Annotated in this window: 1 protein-coding gene and 1 pseudogene; both read right to left on the reverse strand. The window is 67.5% G+C overall.

What is annotated here, in order from left to right; genetic code table 11:
- Window positions 1–92, reverse strand: a pseudogene (locus RAD04_RS38530) (chemotaxis protein CheW); the annotation flags it as partial.
- Window positions 93–116: 24 nt separating this feature from the next.
- The coding region (locus RAD04_RS38535; protein ID WP_461627949.1) for a hypothetical protein at window positions 117–317 on the reverse strand (201 nt) is incomplete at its 5' end.

Consider the following 317-nt stretch of genomic DNA (forward strand, 5'->3'; position numbering starts at 1 on the left):
CGGGAGATCGGCAGGCCGAACAGCTGGCCGCCGATCATCGCGGTGACGTATTCGACCATGGCGCCTTCGCCGATCTGGGTCTTCTTGGTCATCAGCTTATCTCCTGATCCCGCTGGTTACGCCGCTGCCCGGTTCAGCTCGGAGGCGCCGGCGGCGCCCGCGGTCTGCTCCTTCAGCGCCGCGATCAGACCGGGACGGTCGAACTTGGCGACGTAGTCGTGGAAGCCGGCCTGACGGCCGCGCTCGATCGCCGCCGGCGACACCAGCGCGGACAGGCCGATGATCGGCATCGAGCCCAGATTGTTGTCGGAGCGGAT

The sequence above is a fragment of the Bradyrhizobium sp. 25ACV genome (assembly GCF_054863005.1).